We start from the raw sequence: 18,167 nt of genomic DNA on the forward strand, positions 1-18,167 counted from the left end.
GCGCCGCCCCGCGGGGTGCCGGTCCGGTCGCCGCCCGCACGCGTTGCGGAGCCCTGCGGCGCGCGGGAAGGTCGAAGCACAGCCCGCTCCGAGGGAGGTCGGCCATGCCCATCGCGACGGTGAACCCGGCGAACGGCGAGACGCTCAAGACGTACGAGGCCATGGGCGAGGAGGAGATCGAACGCCGGCTTCAGCTCGCCGAAGCCACGTTCCGCACCTACCGGTCGAGCGCCCTCACGGACCGCGGGCGGCTGCTGCTCCAGGCCGCGCACCTCTTGGACGAGGACCGGGAGAACATCGCGCGGACCATGACCACCGAGATGGGCAAGCCGGTCGAACAGGCCCGCGCGGAGGCCGCGAAGTGCGCAAGGGCGATGCGCTGGTACGCCGGGCACGCCGAGGAACTCCTGGCCGACGAGGTCCCCGCCGACTCCGACGTGCGGGACTCCGGCGCGTCACGCGTGCGGGTGCGCTACCGGCCGCTCGGGCCGGTGCTCGCCGTGATGCCGTGGAACTTCCCGCTGTGGCAGGTGATCCGGTTCGCCGCCCCGGCCCTGATGGCGGGCAACGTCGGCCTGCTCAAGCACGCGTCCAATGTGCCGCAGACCGCCCTCTACCTGGAGGATCTCTTCCACCGGGCGGGCTTCACCGAGGGCTGCTTCCAGACCCTGCTCATCGGCTCCGGTGCGGTCGCGGACGTGCTGCGCGACGAGCGGGTCAAGGCCGCCACGCTGACCGGCAGCGAACCGGCGGGCCGGGCCGTCGCCTCCGTCGCCGGGGCCATGGTGAAGAAGACGGTGCTGGAGCTCGGCGGCAGCGATCCGTACGTGGTCATGCCGTCCGCCGACCTGGACCGGGCCGCGCGGGTCGCGGTGACCGCGCGGGTGCAGAACAACGGGCAGTCGTGCATCGCCGCCAAGCGGTTCATCGTGCACACGGACGTCTACGACGCCTTCGCCGAACGGTTCGTCGCCGGGATGCGGGCGCTGACGGTCGGCGACCCGATGGCGACGGACACGGACGTCGGCCCGCTCTCCACCGAGCGGGGGCGGGCCGACCTGGAGGAGCTGGTCGACGACGCACGGCGCGCCGGGGCGCAGGTGCTGTGCGGCGGTCACCGCCCGGAGGGGCCCGGCTGGTACTACCTGCCGACCGTGCTCGCCGGGGTCACCCGCGAGATGCGCATCCACCGCGAGGAGGCGTTCGGGCCGGTCGCCACGCTCTACCGGGCCGATGACCTCGACGAGGCGGTGCTGATCGCCAACGACACGCCGTTCGGGCTCAGTTCGAACGTGTGGACGCGGGACGAGACCGAGACCGACCGGTTCGTGCGGGACCTGGAGGCGGGCAGCGTGTACGTGAACGGGATGACCGCGTCCCATCCGGCGTTCCCCTTCGGCGGGGTCAAGCGGTCCGGCTACGGGCGTGAGCTGTCCGGGCACGGGATCCGCGAGTTCTGCAACATCACCACGGTGTGGCAGGGCGCGTGACGCTTCCGGGGCTACGATCCGATCTGTGAACCGCGAAGTGACACTGCCTCTGATCGTCGACGACCGCGGTGCCCTGCGGGTGGCCGCGGCCGACGTGAGCAAGCTGCTCCGCACGGTGGGCGGCCGGTGGGTGCGGCTCGTCGAGGCCGGGCAGGACGGACTCGACGAGGACACGGTGGCCGCGCTGACGATCGAACTCGCGAAACTGGCCGACCGCATCGACGTCGCGTGCATCGCCCACAGCAGCGGAGCACCATAACGGAAGCGAACCGGCACGCACCCCTCGCCGGCACGTCCCGCACGTCCGGTTCCGGAGCGGCAGGCGCGGCCCGGGCGCCGGCAGAACCGCTCCGCACGGCGGGCAGCCGGCGACTGCGGCTCGTCGAACTCCCCCACCTGCCCGACCACATCGACGCCGACCACGTCACCCGGAGCAGCACGCCCTCACGGAGGCGTCTCGCGCCCAGGCCGCCCGCGCGTCCGGTCGCGGGCACGGCAGGCGCAGGCCGGTGCGCCGACGGAACCGCTCCGCGCAGTGGACCCACACCCACGGCCGCCCGTCCGGTTCCGGGGGCGCAGGGGCGGGTCGGTGCGCCGACGCCTCCGCGGCTCGCGGTACGGACGCAAGATCCGCCCCAGGCGGCAAAGTTGACGGTCAGCGCGGGCGGCGGCCGGTGCCGGTGGGCCCGGCCCTCATCCGCGGCGAACGCGGACAGCCGGGTGCCGCCGCCTCCTCGCCCCGGCGATCACCCACCGCTGTCCCCGGCCCACCCGGTCCTCAGTGATCACCGGGACGGGCGGATTCGTCCGCGGTCCGTGACCGGCCGGGGGGCCGTGGAGGCCAGCCGCCCCTTGGCCGGCGGCGGCATCGCGTCCTCCGCCGGAGCGCCGCAAGTCGGCGTCCGTTCCGCACCCTTCGTCCCCGATTCGGAGTAACCCCGCGCGAGATCGTCGCCCCGTCGAGTGAACCTGAGTTCACCACCTTCTCACCGGTGGGCGAAGACCCCCCGGACGGCGAAAGCAGGGACGGCTCATGGCGACGTTGTGCAGACCCTCGGTGTCCGTACCAGAGAACGTGATCACGATGGAGGAAACGCTGGAGCTGGCACGTACGCGTCATGCGGACCACCCGCAGCTGCCGCTGGCTCTCCGACTGATCGAGAACACGGGCGTACGCACCCGGCACATCGTGCAGCCCATCGAGGAGACCCTGAAGCACCCGGGTTTCGAGGAACGCAACAAGCTCTACGAGGCCGAGGCGAAGGCCCGGGTGCCCGCGGTGATCCAGCGGGCGCTGGACGACGCCGAGCTCCTGACCTCTGACATCGATGTCATCGTCTACGTGTCGTGCACCGGCTTCATGATGCCGTCGCTGACCGCGTGGCTGATCAACGAGATGGACTTCGCGAGCACCACCCGGCAGCTGCCGATCGCCCAGCTGGGCTGCGCGGCCGGCGGTGCGGCCATCAACCGGGCGCACGACTTCTGCACGGCCTACCCCGAGGCCAACGCCCTCATCGTGGCCTGCGAGTTCTGCTCGCTGTGCTACCAGCCCACCGACCTGGGCGTCGGCTCGCTGCTCTCCAACGGCCTGTTCGGCGACGGCATCGCCGCGGCCGTGGTGCGCGGTCAGGGCGGCACCGGCGTGCGGCTCCAGCGCAACGGGTCCTATCTGATCCCGAAGACCGAGGACTGGATCGCCTACGACGTCCGCGCCACGGGCTTCCACTTTCTGCTGGACAAGCGGGTGCCCACCACGATGGAGCCGCTCGCCCCGGCGCTCCAGGACCTCGCGGGCACCCACGGCTGGGACGCGTCCGCACTGGACTTCTACGTCATCCACGCCGGCGGGCCCCGAATACTCGACGACCTCAGCAAGTTCCTGAAGGTCGAGCCGCGCGCGTTCCGGTTCAGCCGGTCCACGCTGACCGAGTACGGCAACATCGCCAGCGCCGTGGTACTGGACGCGCTGCGCCGGCTCTTCGACGAGGGCGGTGCCGAGAACGGGGCGCGCGGACTGCTCGCCGGTTTCGGGCCCGGCATCACCGCCGAGATGACCGTGGGCAGCTGGGTGCGGAGGGACTGAGCGACGCCATGACGGAAGAGACACTCGCCGGGCCCGCGCCCGGGCTGACCGGGCTCGACGTCGACCCGGTGCGCAGCGAGCTGATGCGGGAGGTCCCGCCGGCCGAGCTGACCGCGGCGGTCCTCAGCCCGTTCCCCAGCACGGTGATCTGCGAACTGATGGGCGTTCCGATCGCGGACCGGCAGGACATTGGCCGCGGCGAGGTGACGCTGGAAGAGGCGGTCGGGCTTGCCGTCCTCCTGCAGCTCGGCGGCGTGCGGATCCGGGCGGGCGACCCGGTCCATGTGTCGTACCCGGCCGCCAACCGCGACCCGGAGCCGGAGCTCCTGGCGGACGTCCTGCTGGACCGGGTGCCGGGGATGCGGCTCGCGGTGGCGCCGGACGAGGTTCCCTTCCGGAGGGGCGCGTCGATCCGCGGCCCCGAGACTCTGCCCGTGACGTGGTGAGGTGACGATGACCGCGACGGAGGGGCTGCTCGTGCCACCGGGGCACGGGCGCATCGTGCAGGCTCCGGCCCAGCGTGTGACGTTCAAGGTGACCGGCACGCACTCACGGACGTCCTCCACCTTCGAGGTGGAGGTGCCGCCCGGGTTCGACGTCGGCGCCCATGTGCACGCGCGCAGCGAGGAGCTGTTCTACGTGCTGGAGGGCGAGCTGGACGTGCTGGCCTTTGAGCCGCGTGTCCGCACGCCCGACAACTGGCGTACGTGGCAGTCGCCTTCCGGCACCAAGGTGGTGCGGGCCACGCCCGGCACCGTCATCGTGGTGCCGCCCGGCTGCCCGCACGCCTTCGCCAATCCGACGGACTCCCCCGCCAAGATGTTCTTCCAGGCGTCTCCGCCGCCCGATCACGAGCGGTACTTCGAGGAGTTGCTGGAGATCCTGGGCGACGGGGGTCCGCCGGACCACGCCGCGATCGAGGCGCTGCGCAGACGCTACGACATCGAACAACTGACCCCACTACGACACGACTGACCGCCCTACGGGCGGCTTCGCCGGTGGCGGCCGGGAACCACGACCCCCGGCCACCACCGAAGGTCCCCCCGGGGCGCCGGGCAGCGGGGCACCTGCGGGATCGCCCGCGGGCGCGCTACGGAGACAGCCCACAGCCACAGGTCCCACTCCACCCGGCCACGCGCCGCCGAGGGTCCCGGAGCGCCGGGACAGCGGAGCACGCGCGGGAGCCGTACCTGCGAGATCGCCCGCGTACACGCGGAACGCAGCACAGCCCACCGGCCCACGGTCGGCCCCTCCGCGGCTGCCTCTGGCTCCACCCCGCCGGGGACGCAGGGAAACCCCGCCGCCCCGTACAGGCAACCGCCGCTCACGCCCGAACCTGCCAAAGGACCCGCATGCGCGCGGCACCAGGACAACCCACGGCCCACGGTCGGCCGCTCCGCAGGCTGCCTCTGGCTCCGCCCAGCCGGGGACACCGGAGGCGCCGTGCCTGCGGGCGCGCGCTCTCCAGACCGTCTCCCGCTCCACCCGGCAGGGGAACGCGAGGCCCCGGCCGCCCTGGGCCCCATGCCTCCGAAAGGCCCGGATGCGCCGCGCCGACGGGCCCCCGCTCCCCGGTGCCTGCGCCGGTCGGCGACCCGTGTTTCCCGAGCCGCCTGCGAAAGCCCCCGGCAGGGGACGTCAGCGGATCGGGATGCCTGACAGGGTGCGGGCTATCACGAGGCGCTGGATCTCGCTGGTGCCCTCGAAGATCGTGTAGATGGCGGCGTCCCGGTGCATCCGCTCCACCGGATACTCACGGGTGTACCCGTTGCCGCCCAGGATCTGGATCGCCTGGGCGGTGACCTTCTTCGCGGTCTCGCTGGCGAACAGCTTGGACATCGAGCCCTCGGCCGCGGTGAACGGCTTGCCGTTGATGGCCATCCAGGACGCCCGCCACACCAGCAGCCGCGCCGCGTCGATCTGCGTACGCATGTCCGCGAGCTGGAAGGCGACCCCCTGGTTGTCGATGATCGGCCGGCCGAACTGCTCCCGCGTCCTGGCGTAGTCGAGGGCCACCTCGTACGCGGCCCGGGCCGTGCCCACGGCCATCGCGCCCACCGCCGGGCGGGACGCCTCGAACGTGGCCATCGCCGCGTTCTTCACCCGCTCGCCGCCCGCCCGCTCCCGCTCCCGGGCCCGGGCCAGCCGCTGGTCCAGCTTCTCCTTGCCGCCGAGCAGGCACGAGCCGGGCACCCGGACGTCCTCCAGGACGACCTCGGCGGTGTGCGAGGCCCGGATGCCGTGCTTCTTGAACTTCTGCCCCTGGGCGAGCCCCCGCGTGCCGGGCGGGACGATGAACGAGGCGTGCCCCTTGGAGCCCAGCTCCGGGTCGACCTGGGCCACGACGACATGGACGTTCGCGATACCGCCGTTCGTCGCCCAGGTCTTCGTGCCGTTGATCACCCACTCGTCCTTGGCCTCGTCGTACACGGCACGCGTGCGCAGCGCGGACACGTCGGAGCCGGCGTCGGGCTCGGAGGAGCAGAAGGCCGCGACCTTGACGTCGGTCGCGTCGCCGTACATCTGCGGGATCCAGGTGCCGATCTGCTCCTCGGTGCCGTTGGCGAGGACGCCCACCGCGGCGAGGCCGGTGCCGACGATGGACAGGGCGATACCCGCGTCGCCCCAGAACAGCTCCTCCATGGCCATCGGGATGCCGAGCCCGGTGGGGTCGAAGTACTGCTGGGCGTAGAAGTCGAGGGAGTATATGCCGACCTTGGCGGCCTCCTGGATGACCGGCCAGGGAGTCTCCTCACGCTCGTCCCATTCGGCGGCCGCGGGGCGGATGACGTCGGCGGCGAAGCCGTGCAGCCACTCCTTGACCTCCTTCTGTTCGTCGTTGAGCTCCATGGTGAACTCGGCCATGTCCCCTCCAGCGGCGGCACGTGCATGTTACTTGCGGTAACACGAGTCTGTTACCCGCTGGTAGGAAAAGTCAACTCCCGCCGGCCCATCGGCCTCCCGTTCGATGTCAGGGGCACGGACAGTGTTAGTTTGCGCAGGCGTCACCGAATCAGCACGGGTGGGGAGATCACATGGACACCACGCAGCGGACCGATCAACAGCGGTCCGCCGAGCGCCGACGACGCGAGCTGCTGGAGGCCGCGGACCGAGTGGTGCTGCGTGACGGCCCGCATGCCTCGATGAACGCCATCGCCGCGGAGGCCGGCATCACCAAGCCGATCCTGTACCGCCACTTCGGCGACAAGGGCGGCCTTTACGCGGCCTTGGCCAAGCGGCACACGGACGCCCTCCTCAATTCGCTGCGGGCGGCGCTGGACGCCCCGGCGGAGCGGCGGGAGCGGGTCGAGGCCACCCTGGACACCTATCTCGCCGCGATCGAGGCCCGGCCGCAGGTGTATCGCTTCCTCATGCATCCGGCGGAGGGCTCGCAGAGCGATCAGGGTTTCGACGTCGGCAAGCACAGCGCCCCGCTGCTGCGGCGGATGGGCGAGGAGCTGGCCCAGGTCATCGAGGAGCGGCTGGACCTGGGGCCGGGCAGCCAGCAGCTGGCCCGGGTGTGGGGACACGGGATCGTCGGCATGATGCACGCGGCCGGCGACTGGTGGCTGGGCGAACGCCCCTGCTCGCGTGCGGAGTTGGTGAAGAGTCTGGCCGATCTGCTGTGGGGCCGGCTGGCCGCCGCGGGCGACAGGGTGGGCAGCCCGGGGTTCTGAGAACCGGCCCGGAGCACGGGGAACGGCGCGCCGGACCGCGGGCGGCACGCCGTCGCCCCCGGTCACCGCGTCCACGGCGGCGATCACCACCCGCACCGGGCCCGCGGCACGCGGCGGCGTCGTCCGTCCGTACCGGGCCGTGCGGCGGCCCGGGATGCCCGCACGCCGCCGTCCCGCACGCCACCGGGTGCGGGGCGGTCACGCGGCACACCTGCCGCGTCAGACGCGTACGGCGCCGGCCCCTGACCCCATCCGCGTACACCACCCGCAGCGGCAACCACCGCCCGCACCAGGCCGCAACGACACCGTCCACCCGCGACAGACCGCACACTGCCCGGTGCGGAACGGTCACGCGGTTCACCGGCGCCACGGGGCACGGCTCACCTGCCGCATCAGACGCGCATGGCGCCAGCCCTTCACCCGGTCCGCGTACACCCCGCCCTCCAGGTGGTCCCACTCGTGCTGCAGACACCGGGCGAAGAACCCCGTGCCGTGCACGGTGACCGGCTCGCCGGTGACCGAGAATCCCTCGACGACCGCATGGTCGTACCGCTCCGTAGCCGCCTCCAGACCCGGCAGCGACAGACAGCCCTCCGGGCCGCGCACCACCACCCCGTCGGCGTCAACCAGCCGCGGGTTGACGATATGCCCCAGGTGCCGCACGTCCTCGTCGTCCGGGCAGTCGTACACGAACACCCGCAACGGCACGCCGACCTGATTGGCGGCGAGCCCCACCCCGCGGGCCGCGTACATCGTCGCGAACAGGTCCTCCACCAACTCCGCGAGCTCCGCGCCGAAGTCGGTCACCTCCGCGCAGCGGGTGTGCAACGCCGGGTCACCGTGCAGGATAAGAGGCCGGACCCGTCCGCGGGCGCCCCGAATCGAACCGTTACGCATGGCCGCAAGGGTACGGTTCCCTCGGCCCACACCCCGCCGCGCAGGCGTGGGCCGGGATTCGGGTGTGCGAACGGATCTCGATAGGCTGACGTCCACACCACGTTGCCGGATGGCTCAGGCGCGGCGCGTACGCAAGGAGGATCGAGAACTGATGGCAGGCAACTCGGACCCGCTCACGCCGCGGGCCAAGCTGGCCGTGACCGCGGGCAAGGCGGTCGCGGCGGCGTCGCGCGCCGCCGGGCGCGGCAGCGGATCCGTGATCGGTGGCCGGGTCGCACTGAAACTCGACCCCGACCTCCTCGCCCGGCTGGCCCAGAACCTGGACGTCATCCTGGTGTCGGCGACGAACGGCAAGACCACCACGACCCGGCTCATCGCCGAGGCGCTGCGCGCCGCGGGTCCGGTCGTCTCCAACGCGCTCGGCGCCAACATGCCGGCCGGCATCACCTCGGCCCTGGCAGGCGGTTCGGAGGCGCGCTACGGCGTGATCGAGGTCGACGAGAAGTATCTGGCGGGCGTGGCCCGGGACACCGACCCGAAGTGCATCGCGCTGCTGAACCTCTCCCGCGACCAGCTCGACCGGGCCGCCGAGACCCGGATGCTCGCCGAGAACTGGCGCGAGGGCCTCTCCGGTTCCAAGGCCGTCGTCGTCGCCAACTGCGACGACCCGCTGGTGGTCTGGGCCGCCTCGTCCTCCCCCAATGTGATCTGGGTCGCGGCCGGCCAGATGTGGAAGGACGACGCCTGGTCCTGCCCGTCCTGCGGCGGTGTGATGCAGCGCCCCGGCGACGACTGGTACTGCGGCGAGTGCGGTTTCCGCCGCCCGACGCCGAGCTGGGCGCTGTCCGGCGACCACGTCCTCGACCCGCACGGTTCCGCCTGGCCGATCCACCTCCAGCTGCCGGGCCGCGCCAACAAGGCCAACGCCGCCAGCTCCGCGGCCGTCGCCGCCGTCTTCGGCGTGCCGCCGCAGGTAGCCCTGGAACGCATGTACCAGGTGCAGGCCGTCGCCGGGCGCTATGACGTCGTCCAGTTCCTGGGCCGGGATCTGCGGCTGCTGCTGGCGAAGAACCCGGCGGGCTGGCTGGAGACCTTCTCCCTGATCGACCCGCCGCCCACCCCGGTGATCCTCTCCGTGAACGCGCGCGGTGCCGACGGCACCGACACGTCCTGGCTGTGGGATGTCGACTACACCCGGCTGACCGGCCACCCGATCACCGTCATCGGCGACCGGAAGCTGGACCTCGCGGTGCGTCTGGAAGTGGCGAACCAGCACTTCCAGGTCTGCGAGAACCTCGACCAGGCCGTGCAGCAGTCCCCGCCGGGCCGGATCGAGGTCATCGCGAACTACACCGCGTTCCAGGACCTGCGCCGCCGCGTCGGAAACTGACGGCACACCTGACACAAAGGACGATCACCTCATGAGCGACAACAGCCTGCGTCTGGTGTGGATCTACCCGGACCTGCTGAGCACCTACGGCGACCAGGGCAACGCGCTCGTCGTGGAGCGCAGGGCCCGGCAGCGCGGCCTCGACGTGGCCCGGCTGGACGTGCGCAGCGACCAGCCGATCCCGACCTCCGGCGACATCTATCTGATCGGCGGCGGCGAGGACCGGCCGCAGCGGCTCGCGGCGGAGCGGCTGCGCCGTGACGGGGGCCTGCACAAGGCGGTGGAGAACGGCGCGATCGTCTTCTCGGTGTGCGCGGGCTACCAGATCCTCGGCCACGAGTTCATCAACGACCTCGGCCAGCGCGAGCCCGGGCTCGGCCTGCTCGACGTGGTCTCGGTGCGCGGCGAGGGCGAGCGGTGCGTCGGCGACGTCCTCGGGGACATCGACGCGCGCCTCGGCCTGCCCCAGCTGACCGGCTTCGAGAACCACCAGGGCGTCACCCACCTGGGCCCCACGGCCCGGCCGCTCGCCCAGGTCCGGCTGGGCCGCGGCAACGGCACCGGGGACGGCACGGAGGGCGCGTACAACGACACCGTGTTCGGCACGTACATGCACGGGCCCGTCCTCGCCCGTAACCCGCTGATCGCGGATCTGCTGCTGAAGCTGGCGCTCGACGTGAACGCGCTGCCGCCGGTCGACGACCGCTGGTACGAGGCGCTGCGCACCGAGCGGATCAGCTCCGCGCAGCAGCAGCCGGCGTAAGCGCCCCGCCGGGGGCGTGCGGGCTCCGCCGGTGCCGTACGCGCTCCGCCGGGGGCCGTGCGCGCGTCGGTCGTCCGCGGCGGCGTCGTGGCTGGTCGCGCCGTTGCCCGCGCCCCCTCGGGGCGCTGTTGACGGCCTGTCCGCTCACATGTGCGGGCACGTCCAGCAGGCGGACGCGTGCTGCGGGGCCACCCCCTCGCGCCGGTAGGGTGGCCGGGATCGAGCCGGACAGTGCGGTCCGGCCCCCGGCCCACGTCGAGAAGGTATTTCGGGCTATGCGCATTGGTGTCCTCACGTCCGGTGGCGACTGCCCCGGCCTGAACGCCGTCATCCGGTCCGTCGTGCACCGTGCCGTCGCCGACCACGGCGACGAGGTCATCGGTTTCCGGGACGGCTGGAAGGGCCTGCTGGAGTGCGACTACCTCAAGCTCGACCTCGACGCCGTGGGCGGCATCCTCGCCCGCGGCGGCACCATCCTCGGATCCTCCCGGGTCCAGCCGTCCCATCTGCGGGACGGGGTCGAGCGGGCCCGCGGCCATGTCGCGGAGCTCGGCCTGGACGCGATCATCCCGATCGGCGGCGAGGGCACGCTGAAGGCGGCCCGGCTGCTCTCGGACAGCGGCCTGCCCATCGTGGGCGTGCCGAAGACGATCGACAACGACATCGCTGTCACGGACGTCACCTTCGGCTTCGACACGGCCGTGGGTGTCGCGACCGAGGCACTCGACCGGCTCAAGACCACCGCCGAGTCCCATCAGCGCGTGCTCGTCGTGGAGGTCATGGGCCGGCACACCGGCTGGATCGCGCTGCACTCCGGCATGGCGGCGGGCGCGCACGCCATCGTCGTACCGGAACGCCCCTTCGACATCGAGGAGTTGGCGCGGCGGGTCGGTGAGCGCTTCGAGGCGGGCAAGCGGTTCGCGATCGTGGTCGCCGCGGAGGGTGCCAAGCCGAGGGCCGGCACCATGGACTTCGACGAGGGGGGCCGGGACGTGTACGGCCATGAGCGGTTCGCCGGGATCGCGCGGCAGCTCTCCCTCGAACTGGAGGAGCGGCTGGGCAAGGAGGCCCGGCCGGTCATTCTCGGGCATGTGCAGCGCGGTGGGACGCCGACGGCGTACGACCGGGTGCTGGCGACGCGGTTCGGGTGGCATGCGGTGGAGGCTGTGCACCGTGGGGAGTTCGGGAGGATGACGGCGCTGCGCGGCACCGACATCGTGACCGTGCCGTTGGCTGAGGCTGTGGAGACGTTGAAGACGGTGCCTGTGGAGCGGTACGCCGAAGCGGAGTGTGTTCTTTAGCGGGGGGCGCCGTTGGGGGGCTGTTTTGTTGTCGGGTGCGGGTGGGATATGGCTGATCGCGCAGTTCCCCGCGCCCCCGGCGGGAGCGCCGTTCGGGGGGCTCAATCGTTGGCCGGTGCGGGTGGAGTGTGGTTGATCGCGCCGTTCCCCGCGCCCCTGGCGGGAGCGCCGTTCGGGGTACGGATTCGTTGGCCAGTGCGGGTGGGATGTGGTTGCTCGCGCCGTTCCCCGCGCCCCTGGCGGGAGCGCCGATCGGGGTACGGATTCGTTGGCCAGTGCGGGTGGGATGTGGTTGCTCGCGCCGTTCCCCGCGCCCCTGGCGGGAGCGCCGATCGGGGTACGGATTCGTTGGCCCGTGCGGGTGGGATGTGGTTGCTCGCGCCGTTCCCCGCGCCCCTGGCGGGAGCGCCGATGGGGTGCCGATTCATTGGCCGGTGCGGGTGGAGTGTGGTCGATCGCGCCGTTCCCCGCGTCCCTGGAGGGCGCGTCGTTCGCCGTGGTGACCCCGGGCGTGGGACGTGGGTGGGGCGGTTCTAGGGTGTCTGGGGACAGATCAGCGTAGAACCCCCCATGAAACAGGAGCCTGCGGAATGGATCACAGCGGGCATGGCATGACCATGGATCTGCCGCCGTTCACCCTCGGACGAGGGCTCGGATGGTCGGCGGATCCGTTCTTTCTCGTCGCCTGTCTGCTGGGGCTCGGGCTCTACGCGTGGGGTGTCGTACGGCTGCGGCGGCGCGGTGACGTGTGGCCCGTCGCGCGGACCGTGTCGTTCGTCCTCGGTGTGCTGACCATCATGCTGGTGATGTGCACCAAGCTGAACGACTACGGGATGGTCATGTTCAGCGTGCACATGGTGCAGCACATGGTGATCAGCATGCTGTCGCCGATCCTCATCCTGCTCGGCGCCCCGGTCACCCTGGCGCTGCGCGCCCTGCCGGTCGCGGCCCGGGGCCACAAGGGCCCGCGTGAGCTGCTGCTGGCGCTGCTGCACAGCCGCTACATGCGGGTCATCACGCACCCCGTGTTCACGATCCCGATGTTCGTCGCGAGCCTGTACGCGCTGTACTTCACCCCGCTGTTCGACTTCCTGATGGGGTCGAAGGCCGGGCACATCGCGATGATGGTGCACTTCCTCGCCGTGGGCGTGGTGTTCTTCTGGCCCATCATCGGCATCGACCCCGGCCCGCACCGGCCCGGCCACCTGATGCGGATGCTGGAGCTGTTCGCGGGCATGCCGTTCCACGCGTTCTTCGGCATCGCGCTGATGATGGGATCCACGCCGATGGTCGACACGTTCCGCAACCCTCCGGCCTCGCTCGGTATCGACGCGCTCGCCGACCAGAGCGCCGCGGGCGGCATCGCCTGGGCGTTCAGCGAGATCCCCTCGGTGCTGGTACTGATCGCCCTGCTGTTCCAGTGGTACGGCTCCGAGCAGCGGCAGGCGAAGCGCAAGGACCGGGCCGCCGACCGGGACGGCGACAAGGAGCTGGAGGCCTACAACGCCTATCTGGCCTCGCTCAACGCCCGCCAGGGCTGACACCGCACCGGGCCGTCCGCCGAGGCCCCGTTCCGGCCGGGCCGCACCGGGCGGATTCGTTCCCACGGGATACGGGGCACCATGGAGGGAACGGACCACGAGGAGGGTGTCGCGATGCCCGGTTCTACGCACGGTTCCACGAAGGCGATGGGGGTGCTCACCGTCGGCGGACTCGTCGTGGTGACGGCCTACTCGGTGGCGCTCGGCAGCAACGGCTGGCTGTGGTTCGGCTGGGTCGTGCTGGGGCTGCTCACCCTGGCCATGATCGTCACCCAGAGCGACTGAGCCACGCCTCGTCACCCGAGCCTCCGGTTCCGGGGCCGGGCCGGGGTCACTCGCTCGTGAGCCGGGCCGCCGAGTGCACTCCCGGCCGGTACTTCGGCACCCTCGCCGTGATCTTCATGCCCGCTCCCACCGCGGTCTCGATGACGAGGCCGTGGTCGTCGCCGTAGACCTGGCGGAGCCGGTCGTCGACGTTGGACAGGCCGATGCCGCCGGAGGGACCGATCTCGCCGGCGAGGATCAGGCGCAGCTCCTCGGGGTCCATGCCCACGCCGTCGTCCTCGATGACGACCAGCGCCTCGGCGCCCGCGTCCTGGGCGGTGATCTGGATGTGGCAGGCGTCGGCCTTGCCCTCCAGGCCGTGCTTCACGGCGTTCTCGACGAGGGGTTGCAGGCACAGGAACGGCAGCGCGACCGGCAGCACCTCGGGGGCGATCTGCAGGGTGACGGAGAGCCGGTCGCCGAACCGGGCCCGGACGAGCGCCAGATACTGGTCGATGGCGTGCAGTTCGTCGGCGAGGGTGGTGAAGTCGCCGTGCCTGCGGAACGAGTAGCGGGTGAAGTCGGCGAACTCCAGCAGCAGTTCGCGGGCCCGCTCGGGATCGGTGCGGACGAACGAGGCGATCACCGCCAGCGAGTTGAAGATGAAGTGCGGGGATATCTGGGCGCGCAGCGCCTTGATCTCGGCCTCGATGAGCCGGGTGCGGGACCGGTCGAGATCGGCCAGTTCCAGCTGCACGCTGACCCAGCGGGCCACCTCGCCCGCCGCCCGGACCAGCACGGCCGACTCCCGCGGCGCGCAGGCGACCAGCGCGCCGTGCACCCGGTCGTCGACGGTGAGCGGTGCCACCACGGCCCAGCGGACCGGGCAGTCGGGGGTCGCGCAGGACAGCGGGAACGCCTCGCCGCGGCCGGTCTCCAGTGGCCCGGCAAGCCGCTCCATGATCTCCCCGCGATGGTGGCCGCCCACCCCGTCCCAGACCAGGACCTGCTTCTGGTCGGTCAGGCACAGGGCGTCGGTGCCGAGCAGGGTGCGCAGCCTGCGGGCCGACTTGCGGGCGGTCTCCTCGGTGAGGCCCGCGCGCAGCGAGGGCGCGGCGAGCGAGGCGGTGTGCAGGGTCTGGAAGGTGGCGTGCTCGACGGGGGTGCCGAGGTCGCCGAGGCTCTCCGGGCGTGCGGTGCGCCGGCCGAGCCAGAAGCCGGCGGCGAGCAGCGGGAGGACGGCGACGCACAGGCCCGCGAGGAAACCGGTCATGGCCGCACCTCCGAAGGCGGGGCGGGGACGTGGGTGGGGTGCCGGTTCACGCCTTGGCCTCCGCGTGCAGTTCCTCCGGCAGATGGAACCGCGCCAGGATGGCCGCCGTACCGGGCGGCACCCGGGCGGCGGTGGCCAGCGACACCAGCATCATGGTGAGGAAGCCGAGCGGCACCGACCACAGCGCGGGCCAGGCGAGCAGGGCGTGCAGCGAACCGGTGCCGGGCAGGCCGGCCATGGTCGCGGCCACCGCGAGGAACGCGGAGCCGCCGCCCACCAGCATGCCCGCGGCGGCCCCCGGCGGGGTCAGCCGCCGCCACCAGATGCCGAGGACGAGCAGCGGGCAGAAGGACGAGGCCGAGACGGCGAAGGCGAGTCCCACCGCGTCGGCCACCGGCAGGCCGCCGACCAGCACGCTCGCCGCCAGCGGCACCGCCATGGCGAGCACCGTGCCGAGCCTGAAGTGCCGCACTCCGCGGGACGGCAGCACGTCCTGGGTGAGCACGCCCGCCACGGCCATGGTCAGCCCCGACGCGGTGGACAGGAACGCGGCGAAGGCGCCGCCCGCCACCAGCGAGCCCAGCAGGTCGCCGCCCAGCCCGCCGATCATCCGGCCGGGCAGCAGCAGGACGGCGGCGTCCGCGTCGCCGGTGAGGGCGAGTTCGGGGGCGTAGAGCCGGCCCAGCGCGCCGTACACGGGCGGCAGCAGGTAGAAGCCGCCGATCAGGGCGAGGACGGCGACGGTGGTGCGGCGGGCGGCGACGCCGTGCGGGCTGGTGTAGAAGCGGACGACGACGTGCGGCAGGCCCATGGTGCCGAGGAAGGTGGCGAGGATGAGCCCGTACGTGGCGTACAGCGGGCGTTCCTCGCGTCCCGTGGCGAGCGAGGTGGACATGCCGCCGCCCGCGCCCCGGGCGGCGGCCGGCACCGGGTCGCCGGGGGCGAAGGCCAGCCGGGTGCCGCGCTCGAAGCGGTGGGTGCCTGCGGACAGGGCGACCCGCTCGGTGTCGTGCCGGCGGCCGTCGACCGTGCCGCTCACGGTGACCGTCAGCGGCCGTTCGAGCCGCAGGTCGAGGGTGTCCTTGACGCGCACGGAACGCTGTTCCCGGAAGGTGGCCGGCTCGTCGAAGGCCTGCCGGGGTGCGCCGTCGCCCTGCCAGGCGAGGATCAGGAACAGGGCGGGGACGAGCAGGGCGGTGAGCTTGAGCCAGTACTGGAAGGCCTGTACGAAGGTGATGCTGCGCATGCCGCCGGCCGCGACCGTCGCCACCACGACCACGGCCACGATGATCCCGCCCAGCGCGTCGGGCGCGTCGGTGAGCACCGCCAGGGTGAGCCCGGCGCCCTGCAGCTGGGGCAGCAGATACAGCCAGCCGACGCCGACGACGAAGGCACCGGCGAGCCGTCGCACACCCTGCGAGGCGAGCCGGGCCTCGGCGAAGTCGGGCAGCGTGTAGGCGCCGGAGCGGCGCAGCGGGGCGGCGACGAACAGGAGCAGCACCAGATAGCCCGCCGTGTAGCCCACCGGGTACCAGAGCATGTCCGGGCCCTGCACGAGGACCAGGCCGGCGATGCCGAGGAAGGAGGCGGCGGACAGGTATTCGCCGCTGATGGCGGCGGCGTTGAGGCGGGGGCCGACGGTGCGCGAGGCGACGTAGAAGTCGGAGGTGGTGCGCGAGATCCGCAGGCCGAAGGCGCCGACGAGGACGGTGGCCACGACGACGAGGGCGACGGCGGTGACGGCGTAGCTGAAGTTCACGGTGGCCTGCGATCCTCGTCTCAGCGGTCCTCGACGAGGCGCACCAGGTCGCGCTCGTTGCGCTCGGCGCGGCGCACGTACCAGCGGGCGAGCAGGACGAGCGGCGCGTACAGGCCGAAGCCGAGCACCAGCCATTCGAGGCGGCGGGCTTCCGGGGCCGCCGCGAACACCAGCGGCAGCGGACCGACCAGCAGCACCAGGACCGCGAACACGGTCAGGGAGGCGCGCAGTTGGGTGCGCATCAGGGAGCGCACATAGGTGTGGCCGAGGGTGGTCTGCTCGTCGATCTCGGTGCGCGGCCTGAGGTGGCCGGGGGTGCGGCGGGTGCGGCGGGGCGGTCCGGTGACGACGACCCGGCGTTCGGTGGGCTCCATCGCGGCCTCCTCTATCCGGTGGTGCGGCGCATCAGCAGGTCCCGCAGCTCACGGGCGTGGCGCCGGCTGACCTGGAGTTCCTCGCCGCCGACCAGGACGCTCACGGTGCCCGCGTCCAGCCGGAGTTCGCCGACGTGGCGGAGCGCGACGAGGTGGCGGCGGTGGATGCGGACGAAGCCCCGGGAGCGCCAGCGGTCCTCCAGGGTGGACAGCGGGATGCGGACGAGGTGGCTGCCGCGGTCGGTGTGCAGCCGGGCGTAGTCCCCCTGGGCCTCGACATGGGTGATGTCGTCGACGGCGACGAAGCGGGTCACGCCGCCGAGTTCGACGGGCAGCTGGTCCGGGTCGGGTTCGTGCACGGGTATGCGGGGGGCGCCGCGCACCTCGGCGACCCGGCGCACGGCCTCGCCGAGCCGCTCCTTGCGGACCGGTTTGAGGACGTAGTCGACGGCCTTGAGGTCGAAGGCGCGCACCGCGAAGTCCTCGTGCGCGGTGACGAACACGACCAGCGGCGGATCCGCGAAGCCGGTCAGCAGCCGGGCCATCTCCAGACCGTCTAGGCCGGGCATCTGCACGTCGAGGAAGACGACGTCGATGGCGTCGGGCCCGTCGGGTCCGGACTCCAGCGCGCGGGTGATCCGGCGCAGCGCCTCGGTGGCGTCGCCGGCCCCCTCGACGCTGCCGATGCGTGGATCGGCGTGCAGGAGGTAGAGGAGTTCCTCCAGCGAGGGGCGTTCGTCGTCGACGGCGAGGGCGCGCAGCATGAAGGTGGAGTGTAGGTGGAATCCGTACGGGTGGACATGTGCCGGGCGTGGACGTTCCCGCTGGATACAGTGCCCGCATGAACAGCAGGACCGCCCCGTTCGACGAACTCGACCGGAAGATCGTCACCGCGCTCATGGCGAACGCCAGGAGCAGCTTCGCCGAGATCGGCTCCGCGATCGGGCTGTCGGCCACCGCGGTCAAGCGGCGCGTGGACCGGCTGCGCGAGACGGGTGTGATCACCGGCTTCACGGCCACGGTGAAGCCGGCGGCGCTCGGCTGGCGCACCGAGGCGTATGTCGAGGTGTACTGCGAGGGTGCGGCACCGCCGCGGCGGCTGGCCGAGGTGGTGCGCAACCATCCGGAGATCACGGCCGCGATGACGGTGACGGGCGGCGCGGACGCGCTGCTGCATGTGCGGGCGCGGGACGTCGGGCACTTCGAGGAGGTGCTGGAGCGGATCCGGGTGGAGCCGTTCATCCGGAAGACGATCAGCGTGATGGTGCTGTCCCATCTGCTGCCGGAGAGCCCGGAGGCCGCCGCGACCCACGCCGCGCCCGAGTAAACCCCGGCGCGCGCAGCGATACTGC

General features: G+C 72.2%; 17 protein-coding genes and 1 pseudogene. 12 read left to right on the forward strand and 6 right to left on the reverse strand.

Going from position 1 to position 18,167, the window contains the following annotated elements:
* Nucleotides 1-104 precede the first annotated feature (104 nt).
* The 5 genes and pseudogenes from CTZ28_RS20885 to CTZ28_RS20905 all read left to right on the forward strand — a co-directional run bounded on the left by CTZ28_RS20885 (nucleotide 105) and on the right by CTZ28_RS20905 (nucleotide 4,551).
* Nucleotides 105-1,490 carry an NADP-dependent succinic semialdehyde dehydrogenase gene (locus CTZ28_RS20885; RefSeq protein ID WP_121891173.1) on the forward strand — a complete coding sequence of 462 codons (1,386 nt, stop codon included), beginning with the start codon at nucleotides 105-107 and terminating at the stop codon, nucleotides 1,488-1,490.
* A 25-nt stretch (nucleotides 1,491-1,515) separates the two neighbouring features.
* A complete protein-coding gene (locus CTZ28_RS20890; protein ID WP_121891174.1) occupies nucleotides 1,516-1,749 on the forward strand; it encodes a DUF6213 family protein in 234 nt (77 codons plus the stop codon).
* Between the two features lie 774 nt (nucleotides 1,750-2,523).
* On the forward strand, nucleotides 2,524-3,576 hold the full coding sequence (locus tag CTZ28_RS20895) for a type III polyketide synthase (RefSeq protein ID WP_121891175.1): 1,053 nt from the start codon (nucleotides 2,524-2,526) through the stop codon (nucleotides 3,574-3,576).
* An 89-nt stretch (nucleotides 3,577-3,665) separates the two neighbouring features.
* Nucleotides 3,666-4,022 (forward strand): annotated as a pseudogene (locus CTZ28_RS20900) (hypothetical protein); the annotation flags it as partial.
* A gap of 7 nt (nucleotides 4,023-4,029) precedes the next feature.
* Complete coding sequence (locus tag CTZ28_RS20905; protein ID WP_121891324.1) at nucleotides 4,030-4,551, forward strand: cupin domain-containing protein; 522 nt, start codon at nucleotides 4,030-4,032, stop codon at nucleotides 4,549-4,551.
* A gap of 663 nt (nucleotides 4,552-5,214) precedes the next feature.
* Here the strand turns inward: CTZ28_RS20905 and CTZ28_RS20910 are convergent.
* Nucleotides 5,215-6,441 carry an acyl-CoA dehydrogenase family protein gene (locus tag CTZ28_RS20910; RefSeq protein WP_121891176.1) on the reverse strand — a complete coding sequence of 409 codons (1,227 nt, stop codon included), beginning with the start codon at nucleotides 6,439-6,441 and terminating at the stop codon, nucleotides 5,215-5,217.
* A 170-nt stretch (nucleotides 6,442-6,611) separates the two neighbouring features.
* Here CTZ28_RS20910 and CTZ28_RS20915 point away from each other — a divergent pair, with 170 nt between their 5' ends.
* Entirely contained in the window at nucleotides 6,612-7,253 is a 642-nt protein-coding gene (locus tag CTZ28_RS20915; RefSeq protein ID WP_121891177.1) for a TetR/AcrR family transcriptional regulator, read from the forward strand.
* Between the two features lie 357 nt (nucleotides 7,254-7,610).
* On the opposite strand, the gene def is transcribed toward CTZ28_RS20915, so the two are convergent.
* Nucleotides 7,611-8,150: a peptide deformylase gene (def, locus tag CTZ28_RS20920; protein WP_183154495.1), complete on the reverse strand. Its 540-nt coding sequence runs from the start codon at nucleotides 8,148-8,150 to the stop codon at nucleotides 7,611-7,613.
* Nucleotides 8,151-8,301: 151 nt separating this feature from the next.
* On the opposite strand from def, the gene CTZ28_RS20925 reads away from it, so the two are divergent.
* The 5 genes from CTZ28_RS20925 (at nucleotide 8,302) to CTZ28_RS20945 (ending at nucleotide 13,430) form a co-directional block, all read left to right on the forward strand.
* Nucleotides 8,302-9,540, forward strand: a complete 1,239-nt coding sequence (locus CTZ28_RS20925) for a MurT ligase domain-containing protein (RefSeq protein ID WP_121891179.1) — start codon at nucleotides 8,302-8,304, stop codon at nucleotides 9,538-9,540.
* Between the two features lie 31 nt (nucleotides 9,541-9,571).
* Nucleotides 9,572-10,303 (forward strand): type 1 glutamine amidotransferase, encoded by a 732-nt coding sequence (locus CTZ28_RS20930; protein ID WP_121891180.1) that lies wholly within the window; start codon nucleotides 9,572-9,574, stop codon nucleotides 10,301-10,303.
* Between the two features lie 275 nt (nucleotides 10,304-10,578).
* Entirely contained in the window at nucleotides 10,579-11,604 is a 1,026-nt protein-coding gene (locus CTZ28_RS20935; protein ID WP_121891181.1) for a 6-phosphofructokinase, read from the forward strand.
* Nucleotides 11,605-12,194: 590 nt separating this feature from the next.
* Nucleotides 12,195-13,145, forward strand: coding sequence for a cytochrome c oxidase assembly protein (locus tag CTZ28_RS20940; protein WP_121891182.1), 951 nt, complete (start codon nucleotides 12,195-12,197; stop codon nucleotides 13,143-13,145).
* An 81-nt stretch (nucleotides 13,146-13,226) separates the two neighbouring features.
* Entirely contained in the window at nucleotides 13,227-13,430 is a 204-nt protein-coding gene (locus CTZ28_RS20945) for a hypothetical protein (RefSeq protein WP_121891183.1), read from the forward strand.
* Nucleotides 13,431-13,476: 46 nt separating this feature from the next.
* Here CTZ28_RS20945 and CTZ28_RS20950 read toward each other — a convergent pair whose 3' ends face one another.
* From CTZ28_RS20950 to CTZ28_RS20965, 4 genes are read right to left on the reverse strand one after another with little or no spacing between them, the layout of a single operon-like run.
* Complete coding sequence (locus tag CTZ28_RS20950) at nucleotides 13,477-14,682, reverse strand: sensor histidine kinase (RefSeq protein WP_121891184.1); 1,206 nt, start codon at nucleotides 14,680-14,682, stop codon at nucleotides 13,477-13,479.
* Between the two features lie 46 nt (nucleotides 14,683-14,728).
* Nucleotides 14,729-16,441 (reverse strand): sodium/solute symporter, encoded by a 1,713-nt coding sequence (locus CTZ28_RS20955; RefSeq protein ID WP_121891185.1) that lies wholly within the window; start codon nucleotides 16,439-16,441, stop codon nucleotides 14,729-14,731.
* Nucleotides 16,442-16,461: 20 nt separating this feature from the next.
* Nucleotides 16,462-16,815 (reverse strand): hypothetical protein, encoded by a 354-nt coding sequence (locus tag CTZ28_RS20960; RefSeq protein ID WP_121891186.1) that lies wholly within the window; start codon nucleotides 16,813-16,815, stop codon nucleotides 16,462-16,464.
* Between the two features lie 11 nt (nucleotides 16,816-16,826).
* Nucleotides 16,827-17,579, reverse strand: coding sequence for a LytR/AlgR family response regulator transcription factor (locus CTZ28_RS20965; protein ID WP_121891187.1), 753 nt, complete (start codon nucleotides 17,577-17,579; stop codon nucleotides 16,827-16,829).
* Between the two features lie 77 nt (nucleotides 17,580-17,656).
* Here CTZ28_RS20965 and CTZ28_RS20970 point away from each other — a divergent pair, with 77 nt between their 5' ends.
* Nucleotides 17,657-18,142 (forward strand): Lrp/AsnC family transcriptional regulator, encoded by a 486-nt coding sequence (locus CTZ28_RS20970; RefSeq protein WP_121891188.1) that lies wholly within the window; start codon nucleotides 17,657-17,659, stop codon nucleotides 18,140-18,142.
* Nucleotides 18,143-18,167: the final 25 nt, after the last annotated feature.

The organism is Streptomyces shenzhenensis, from assembly GCF_003688995.1.
In the GTDB taxonomy this organism is placed as follows: domain Bacteria; phylum Actinomycetota; class Actinomycetes; order Streptomycetales; family Streptomycetaceae; genus Streptomyces; species Streptomyces shenzhenensis_A.